Source organism: Paracidovorax sp. MALMAid1276 (genome assembly GCF_049198005.1).
In the GTDB taxonomy this organism is placed as follows: domain Bacteria; phylum Pseudomonadota; class Gammaproteobacteria; order Burkholderiales; family Burkholderiaceae_C; genus Acidovorax.
This window is the reverse complement of record NZ_JBMIRS010000012.1, coordinates 1-8667: the sequence shown is the minus strand read 5'-3', so window position 1 is coordinate 8667 and position 8667 is coordinate 1. Positions and strand designations below refer to the sequence as shown.

Annotated in this window: 7 protein-coding genes; 4 read left to right on the top strand and 3 right to left on the bottom strand. The window is 66.9% G+C overall.

Annotated elements, in window-relative coordinates; translation table 11 throughout:
- The first annotated feature begins 203 nt into the window (after nucleotides 1–203).
- The 4 genes from ACOQFS_RS00160 (at nucleotide 204) to ACOQFS_RS00145 (ending at nucleotide 4052) form a co-directional block, all read left to right on the top strand.
- Nucleotides 204–1277, top strand: a complete 1074-nt coding sequence (locus ACOQFS_RS00160; RefSeq protein WP_421560957.1) for a hemin-degrading factor — start codon at nucleotides 204–206, stop codon at nucleotides 1275–1277.
- On the top strand, nucleotides 1274–2143 hold the full coding sequence (locus tag ACOQFS_RS00155; RefSeq protein ID WP_421560956.1) for a heme/hemin ABC transporter substrate-binding protein: 870 nt from the start codon (nucleotides 1274–1276) through the stop codon (nucleotides 2141–2143). Before ACOQFS_RS00160 ends, ACOQFS_RS00155 begins: the two co-directional genes overlap by 4 nt.
- 92 nt (nucleotides 2144–2235) lie before the next feature.
- Entirely contained in the window at nucleotides 2236–3261 is a 1026-nt protein-coding gene (locus ACOQFS_RS00150) for a FecCD family ABC transporter permease (protein ID WP_421560959.1), read from the top strand.
- Nucleotides 3258–4052, top strand: coding sequence for a heme ABC transporter ATP-binding protein (locus tag ACOQFS_RS00145; protein WP_421560955.1), 795 nt, complete (start codon nucleotides 3258–3260; stop codon nucleotides 4050–4052). The genes ACOQFS_RS00150 and ACOQFS_RS00145 overlap by 4 nt, the downstream gene beginning before the upstream one ends.
- 56 nt (nucleotides 4053–4108) lie before the next feature.
- Here the strand turns inward: ACOQFS_RS00145 and ACOQFS_RS00140 are convergent, their stop codons facing one another.
- The 3 genes from ACOQFS_RS00140 to ahpC all read right to left on the bottom strand — a co-directional run bounded on the left by ACOQFS_RS00140 (nucleotide 4109) and on the right by ahpC (nucleotide 8384).
- Nucleotides 4109–5404: an iron-containing redox enzyme family protein gene (locus tag ACOQFS_RS00140; protein WP_421560958.1), complete on the bottom strand. Its 1296-nt coding sequence runs from the start codon at nucleotides 5402–5404 to the stop codon at nucleotides 4109–4111.
- A 460-nt stretch (nucleotides 5405–5864) separates the two neighbouring features.
- Nucleotides 5865–7490, bottom strand: coding sequence for an alkyl hydroperoxide reductase subunit F (ahpF, locus tag ACOQFS_RS00135; RefSeq protein WP_421560954.1), 1626 nt, complete (start codon nucleotides 7488–7490; stop codon nucleotides 5865–5867).
- A 318-nt stretch (nucleotides 7491–7808) separates the two neighbouring features.
- Complete coding sequence (gene ahpC, locus ACOQFS_RS00130; protein ID WP_421560953.1) at nucleotides 7809–8384, bottom strand: alkyl hydroperoxide reductase subunit C; 576 nt, start codon at nucleotides 8382–8384, stop codon at nucleotides 7809–7811.
- Nucleotides 8385–8667 lie beyond the last annotated feature (283 nt).

The following is an 8667-nucleotide window of genomic DNA, read 5'->3' as shown; positions in this document are numbered from 1 at the left end:
GGATGGAGGTGTGCGGCGTGAATCGCCCCAGCGCGTCGCGTCACCGCCCCCCACCCGTTCGGGCTGAGCCTGTCGAAGCCAGGGAGGAACGGCCGCAGCACCCCGTCAACGAGACGATCCAGCGTCCAGTTTTGAATTGTTTTAGGCCCGTAGCGCTTATCCATCAAGCGCCAGCTGCTATCTTTTTTGAAGTGAACCACACCATGAACGCACCCCAGACCCGAGAGCGCTTTGCCCAGGCCCGCGCCACCGGCCAGCGCCACAAGGATGCCGCCGCCCACATCGGCCTGAGCGAGGGCGAAGCCATTGCCGCCCATGGCGGCGAACACGAGCATCCCATCAAGGCCGTGCCCCTGCGCGGACCCTGGCTGGAGCTGCTGCAGGCGCTTGAGGCCTGCGGCCCCGTGCTCGCCCTCACGCGCAACGAATCCACCGTGCACGAGAAGACCGGCGTGTACCAAAAACTCTCGGCCACCGGCCCCGTGGGCCTGGCGCTGGGCGCTGACATCGACCTGCGCCTGTTCTTCACGCAGTGGCACGCAGGCTTTGCCGTGACCGAGCACGCGGCCAACGCGGGCACGGACGCATCGCTGAGCCTGCAGTTCTTTGACGCCAGCGGCCTGGCCGTGCACAAAATCTTCTGCCGCGAGGCCACCGACCGTGCCGCGTTTGAAGACGTGATGCGCCAGTTTGGCGACCCCTCGCTGGGCTACCTGTTTCGCCCCAAGCCGCCCGCCCCCGCACCGCGCGCAGATGCCGAGATCGACGCACCCGGTCTGCTGTCCGCCTGGGCCGCGATGAAAGACACGCACGACTTCTTCGGCATGCTCAAGACCTTTGGCGCCGAGCGGCAGCAAAGCCTGCGCCTGGCCGAAGGCCGCTTCACCCGCCGCGTGGCGGCCACGGCGCTGCGCGAAGTGCTGCAAGAGGCGGCGTTCGACGGCGCGCCCATCATGGTGTTCGTGGGCAGCCCCGGCTGCATCCAGATCCACACCGGCCCCGTCGTGCGCATCGAGCCGATGGAGATCCGCGGCGCGCAGTGGCTCAACGTGCTGGATCCGGGCTTCAACCTGCACCTGCGCGAAGACGCGATTGCCGCCGTGTGGGTGGTGGAAAAGCCCACCACCGATGGCACCGTCACCTCGGTCGAGGCGTTTGACCACAGCGGCGAGCTGATGGCCATGTTCTTCGGCGAGCGCAAGCCCGGCAAGCCCGAGCGCGAAGACTGGCGCGCCATCGTGCGCAAGCTTTCTCCGCTGGCGGCAGAGGCAGCATGAGCCCGGCAGACACCCACACCACACGCCGCGCCCTGCTGGCCGCCGCCCTGGGCGCCCCGCTGGCGGGCTGGGCGCAAGATGGCGGCGGCAAGCTCCCGCGCCTGGTCACCATCAGCGGCGCCATCACCGAGGTGGTCTACGCCCTGGGCGCCCAAGCCCAGCTGGTGGGCACCGACACCACCAGCCTGTACCCCGCCGCCGCGCTCAAGACACCCAAGGTGGGCTACATGCGCCAGCTGTCGGCCGAGGGCGTGCTCTCGCTCAAGCCCGACGCGGTGATCGCCACCACCGAAGCCGGGCCGCCCGTGGTGCTGGACCAGCTGCGCGGCGCGGGTATCCGGGTGGACCTGGTGAAGTCCGAATACACCTGGGACGACGTGCGTGCCAAGGTGCTGGCCGTGGGCCGCGCTGCGCGCAAGGAAGCCGCCGCCCGCGAGCTGCAGGCAAGGCTGGATGCCGAATGGGCGCAACTGGGCCAGCAGATCGCCGGGGCCACCCAGGGCCCCAAGAAGCGCATGCTGTTCATCCTGTCGCACGGCCCCTCGCCCCAGGTGGCGGGCCAGGGCACGGCGGCCGACGCGCTGATCCGCTTTGCGGGCGGGGTGAACGCGCTCACGGGCTTCACCGGCTACCGCCCCATGACCGCCGAGGCCATGGCCAGCGCCGCACCCGACGCCATCCTGACCACCGACGAAGGCATTGCCGCCCTGGGCGGGCCGGACAAGTTCTGGCAGCGCCCCGAACTCGCGCTGACACCGGCATTTCAGCGCCGTGCCGTGGTGTCACTGGACGCGCTTTTGTTGCTGGGCTTTGGCCCGCGCCTGCCCCAGGCGGTGCGTGCAGTCCACCAGCGCCTCTACGCGTGAGTGCCGTGCCCCAGCCGGGCTCTCCGCCAAGCGCAGCCCCGCGCCGAAGCAGCGCCGACGGCGCCCACCACCGTGCAGCATCCCGCGCCCGCCTGGCCTCGGCCACCGCGCTTGCGCTGGGCGCCGTGCTGGTGGTGCTGGCCTTCATCGCGGGCAGCGCCAGCGGCGCCTACCCCATCGGCCCCGCCGATCTGCTGCAGATGCTGACGGGCCAGAACCCCTCCGGCAGCGGCAGCACGCCTGCGCAGCTGGTGTTCCTCAACATCCGCCTGCCGCGCCTGCTGCTGGCCGTGGCGGCGGGTGCCGGGCTGGCGCTGGCCGGTGCGCTCATGCAGGGGCTGTTCCGCAACCCGCTGGCCGACCCGGGGCTCATCGGCATCAGCAGCGGCGCCGCGCTGGCGGCCGGTGGCGCCATCGTGCTGGGGCAGCAGTGGTTTCCGGCCCTGCCCCACACGCTGGGCAGCTGGACGCTGATGCTCTCGGCCTTCACCGGCGGCACCGCCGTCACGTTGCTCATCTACCTGTTTTCGCAGGGGGCGGGGGGCACGCACATCGGCCTGATGTTGCTGGCCGGCGTGGCCGTGAACGCACTGGCCGGCGCGGGCCTGGGCTACCTCAACTTTGTGGCCACCGACGAACAATTGCGCAATATCCAGTTCTGGCTACTGGGCAGCCTGGGCGGGGCACGCTGGAGCGCGGTGGCGCTGGTGTCGGCCCTGGTGGCGGCGGCCTGTGCGGCAGCCCTGGCCTGTGCCCGTCCACTCAATGCCATCGCTTTGGGCGAGGCCGAGGCCGCACTGCTGGGCGTTCATGTCGAGCGCACCAAGCGCGCCGTGATCGTGATCGCCGCGCTGGCCGTGGGCGCCGTCACCGCCACCACCGGCATCATCGGCTTCGTGGGCCTGATCGCACCGCACTGGGTGCGTCTGGTGGCAGGCCCGGACCACCGCGTGGTGCTGCCCGGCTCGGCCCTGCTGGGCGCTGCGCTGGTGCTGGTGGCCGACGCCGTGGCCCGCACCGTGGTGCAACCCGCCGAGTTGCCCCTGGGCGTGCTCACCGCCTTTATTGGCGGCCCCATGTTCCTGTGGATGCTGCGCAGATTCAGGAGCCGGGTATGAGCGCCCCCACCCTCGGCCTGCAATGCGTTGACGCCCGCGTGCACGTGGGCGGCCGCACGCTGCTGGATGGATTGACGGCCACGCTGCCACCGGGGCGCTTCACCGCCATCCTGGGCCCCAATGGCGCGGGCAAATCCACCCTGCTGTCGCTGCTGTCGGCCCAGCGCAAGCCCGATGCAGGCCAGGTGCTGCTGGACAGCCAGCCGCTGGCATCCCTGTCTCCCCACACATTGGCCCTGCGCCGCGCCGTGATGCCGCAAGAAAGCGCCGTGGCCTTCGACTTCACCGCCCGCGAAGTGGCCGAGCTGGGCCGCTACCCGCACCGCAAACAGCCCGCCGGCAACGAGGCGACCATCGTGGCCGAAGCGCTGGGCGCCACGGGCGTGATCGACCTGGCGGGGCGCAGTTTCAACACCCTCTCCGGCGGCGAAAAGGCCCGCGTGCACCTGGCCCGCGCCCTGGCGCAGGTCTGGGCCCTCCTGCCAGACGGTGCCCCGCGCTGGCTGCTGCTGGACGAACCCACCGCCGCCCTTGACCTGGCCCACCAGCACCAGTCCCTGCGCCTGCTGCGCGACTGGGCCCACCGCGAGCACTGCGGCGTGGTGGCCGTGCTGCACGACGTAAACCTGGCGCTGCGGTATGCGGACGATGTGCTGCTGCTGAGCCCCGGCGCGGCGGCGCACCATGGGGCTGCGGCGGAAGTGCTGACGGGGGCGCGGATTGACGCGGTGTGGGGCGTGCGTTGCCGGGAGGTGCTGGCTGAAGGGGTGGTGCAGTTCGTGTTTGGATAGTCTGGCCGTCGGTAGGCTCCAAGTACACCAATGAACGAAGCCGAATCTGTGTTCGTCTACACCCGACTCAAAAACATCCGCGTTGCCAGCAAGCCCACCGGCGTCCAGTGCAACGCCGGGGCCATGGCCTGCACCAGCATGTCGTGCTGCTCCTGCGTGCCCAGCGTGGGGTAGCGCTGCTCGAAGATTTCGAGGTCGGTATCCACCGGTGAAGAAGCCATCGCCGATGGCGACACCGCTGCTGAAGGGCGCCGGGCTGCCTGCAGGCGCTGCGCCACCCTGAAGCTCATCTGGCGGCGGGGCTCACCGGGCTCGGCGTTGGCGTCGAAGGCGGCACCGTCTGCGCTCGCCGGGCCGCGGATCCAGTCGTGGATGACCTGCAATTCGTACGGCGAGAACACGCCAAACATCTCTGCGCGGTCGCCCTGCAGCAGCTGCCAGAACCGGCTGTGCGCTGCAGGCTGGTTGCGCTTGATCCAGCCCGCCTGCTCCAGCGCCGCCACGAATGCCGGCACATCATCGGCGCGGGCCAGCCAGTCATTCACGCTGCGGCCTGCCACCTTGCAGAAGTCCGAATGGGCGCCATGGCCCGAGCCCGCCTTGCGCGCCAGAATGGCCATCACCTCGGCCTCGATGTCGAAGCCGTTGATCACGTCCACCGTGCCCAGGCCCACGTTGCTCAGCTTGGCACCAGCGCGCACGCGCCGCCAGTAGTCCCCGCCGTCGTCGATGCGCGGCGCTGCCTCCAGGGCCGCCATGCAGGCGCGCTTGGCATGGCCCGTGCCAGCGTTGTCCACCGTCACGTGCAGCGTGAAGTAGTAGGGGTCGATGCCCAGCTCGTTCAGCTCGTAGGCGGTGATCAGCAAATGCAGCGGAAGCTGCTCGTACCCGAGGTTGAAGCCGACGATCTCGGGCAGAAAGTCCTGCGCGTTCCACCCCAGCGCCAGCTGCACCAGGCCTTGCCGGTACAGGCTGTCTTCCAGGTCGTCGACCGGGTCCAGCCCATGCCGCGCCATCAGGTCGCGGTAGAGCTTCACGTGGTTCTTGTCCGGCTGGCCATCGCCCAGTTCTTCCACGTAGGTGGTCACCAGGTCCGACAGCCGCGCGTTGGCCGCGTGCGCGCACAGGCCATACAACCACGACCCGTCGACCAGCTTGGTGGGCGCCACCCCGCGCAAAAAAAAGAGCGCATGCGCACGGTTCGTGAAATACCGCCGCGGCGCACCCGCCTTGCGCGCGTCGAGATACGCCTGGTATTGCGCATGGACGTGGGCGATGTTGGCCTCCATCCAGCCGATCAGGTGTTCGGGCTCTTGCGGAATGACGTCCTCGTCGTGCTCCACGTCGGACATCACCGCGCGGACAAACGCTGCAGCTTCGGCACGTTCTTCGGCGGTGGGCAGGTGGTTTGCCAGCCGGTCATACAGCGGCGCGTGAGTCACCTCTGAGGCGGGGGATGGGGACGTTACGGCATTCGCTTTGTCGGAGTTCGCGGCAGTGGTTGCAGGCCGTGGAGTGTCTTGCAAAACAAAGCGCGAAGCGGGGCATTCAAGCAGGGACAGATGCATGGTGCGGGAGGTAGATGAAACCCCTCCAGAATCAGGCCGCCCCGGACCGGTCGGTATCGGGGCATGGCGCCCCGGCGTGTGCGCAGCCTCCTACGCCGGTGATTCAGGTCGGGCCTCCTGCTCAGCCCCCTTCCACACAGGGGCCGGCGCGCACAGCCGTACGGCTGCCTCGCGCCATTCACTCACAAATTCATAGCTGCCAGCGCTTTACCATCAAGCGCTGGGGCCAATTTTGATGAGATATTCAAGCGGCAACAGCCACGGATTGGCCTGATGCGGCTTGCGCAGCAGATGCCACCACCGGCATCCGGATCAGGTGGTCGAACGCGCTGAGCGCGGCCTTGGAGCCATCGCCCGCCGCGATCACGATCTGCTTGAACGGCACGGTCGTGCAGTCGCCCGCCGCGAACACGCCGGACAGGTTGGTGCGGCCGTGCGAGTCCACGATGACTTCACCGAACTTGGACAGCTCCACGGTGCCCTTGAGCCATTCGGTGTTGGGCACGAGGCCGATCTGCACGAACACGCCTTCGAGCGGCACGGTGTGCTCCACGTTCGTGGCGCGGTCCTTGTACTTCAGGCCGGTCACTTTGCCGTCGGCACCGGTGATTTCGGTCGTCTGCGCGTTGGTGTGGATGGTCACGTTGGGCAGGCTCTTGAGCTTGGTGACCAGCACGGCGTCGGCCTTGAGCTGGTCGGCAAATTCGATGAGCGTGACGTGGGCGACGATGCCAGCGAGGTCAATCGCGGCTTCGACACCGCTGTTGCCGCCACCGATCACCGACACGCGCTTGCCCTTGAACAGCGGGCCGTCGCAGTGCGGGCAATAGGCCACGCCCTTGTTCTTGTACTCGGCCTCGCCAGGCACGTTCACATTGCGCCAGCGGGCGCCGGTGGACAGGATCACCGTCTTGGCCTTGAGCGAGCCGCCGTTGGCCAGCTGCACTTCGATCAGCCCGCCGGGCTGCGCGGCCGGGATGAGCTTGTCGGCGCGCTGCAGGTTCATGATGTCCACGTCGTAGGCGCGGGTGTGGGCTTCGAGCGCGGCGGCAAACTTGGGGCCGTCGGTTTCGAGCACCGAGATGTAGTTCTCGATGGCCAGCGTGTCATTCACCTGCCCGCCGAAGCGCTCGGCCGCCACACCGGTGCGGATGCCCTTGCGGGCGGCATACACAGCGGCTGCAGCACCGGCGGGGCCACCACCGACGATGAGCACGTCATACGGGTCCTTGGCGCTGAGCTTGGCGGCTTCGCGGGCGGCGGCGCCGGTGTCGAGCTTGGCCACGATCTCTTCAATGGTCATGCGGCCCGAGCCGAACACCTGACCGTTCAAAAACACCATGGGCACGGCCATGATTTCGCGGTCGGTCACTTCCTGCTGGAAGGCGCCGCCTTCGATCACGGTGGTTTTGATCTTCGGGTTGACGATGGCCATGAGCGACAGCGCCTGCACCACGTCCGGGCAGTTGTGGCAGGTCAGGCTCATGTAGACCTCGAAGTTGAAGTCGCTGCCATCCGCCGGACTCAGGGCCTTGATGGAGTCGATCACGTCCTGCTCGACCTTGGGCGGGTGGCCGCCCGTCCACAGCAGGGCCAGCACGAGCGATGTGAACTCGTGGCCCAGGGGCAGGCCGGCAAACCGCAGCGAATTCGTGCTGCCCACGCGCTGCAGGCTGAACGAGGGCTTGCGCGCATCGTTGCCATCGGTGCGCAGCGTGATCTTGTCGCTGCGCAGAGACTGGATGGTCGTCAGCAGCTCGCGCATGTCGCGCGCCGTCTCGCTGTCGTCCAGGGAAGCCACCAGCTCAAACGGCTGCTGCACGCGCTCCAGGTAGGCGGCGAGTTGGGTCTTGAGTTGTTCGTCGAGCATGGTGGTGTCCTTTGAAATTCGAGTTGTGGTGTGTGAGACGTTGAGGTCACAAAGGCCGCAGTTCAAGCCTGCTGGTCAACGTCCGGGCGTAAAAAAGCCGGACGGCATGGCGCACTGGCGCCATGACGCTGTCCGGCTTGGGGGGGCCGAAAAAGCCTAGAAGGTGGGTGAGGGCTTGGCGTGCCCGAGCGGGCCGCACAAACGTGCTCCATCTAGGCGCAAAGCGGAGGCATAGCTTGGGCTATGGCGAGCATTTGCAACGACGAGGGTGCGCGTTTTTGCGGTACGAGCGGGCATGGTGGGCTCTCTCACACCTTCTTAAATCTTGCCGACCAGGTCGAGCGAAGGCGTCAGCGTCTTGGCGCCTTCCTTCCACTTGGCGGGGCAGACCTGGCCAGGGTTGGCGGCGGTGAACTGGGCAGCCTTGAGCTTGCGCAGGGTTTCTGCCACGTCGCGGGCGATTTCGTTGGAGTGGATTTCCATGGTCTTGATCACGCCATCGGGGTTCACCACGAAGGTGCCGCGCAGGGCCAGGCCTTCTTCAGGGATGTGCACGCCGAATGCGTTGGTCAGCTGGTGTGTGGGGTCGCCGACCAGGGGGAATTTGGCCTTGCCGACGGCGTCGGAGGTTTCGTGCCACACCTTGTGCGAGAAGTGCGTGTCGGTGGTCACGATGTAAACCTCGGCACCCGCCTTCTGGAACTCGGCATAGTTCTCGGCAGCGTCTTCGATTTCGGTGGGGCAGTTGAAGGTGAAGGCGGCGGGCATGAAGATCAGCACAGACCACTTGCCTTGCAGGTCGGCTTCGGTCACTTCAATGAACTCGCCCTTGCCGCTGCGGTTGACGAAAGCGGTGGTCTTGAAGGGCTGAACTTGCGTGTTGATCAGGGACATGGATGTTTTCCTCTTGGGTTGGTTGAAAGGACCGAATTCACGGAACAGGGATGAAGTCTAGGCTCATCCGGTCAATGAATCCAATTAATTGATTGAATTGAATCAATTGTCAATGACTATAAACGCTGTGCCGAGTTCCTTCGTCGCCTTCCTCAGATCAGGGCGTCCGTCTAAAGGCTCTAAAGGCCAACCCTTTCAAGGTCTTTCGAGCTTAATCATCTAAGCTGCTGATTGCACGGGATTTTCCGTGTGATGCGGGAGCAGAAGATCTGGCAAGAAGTCA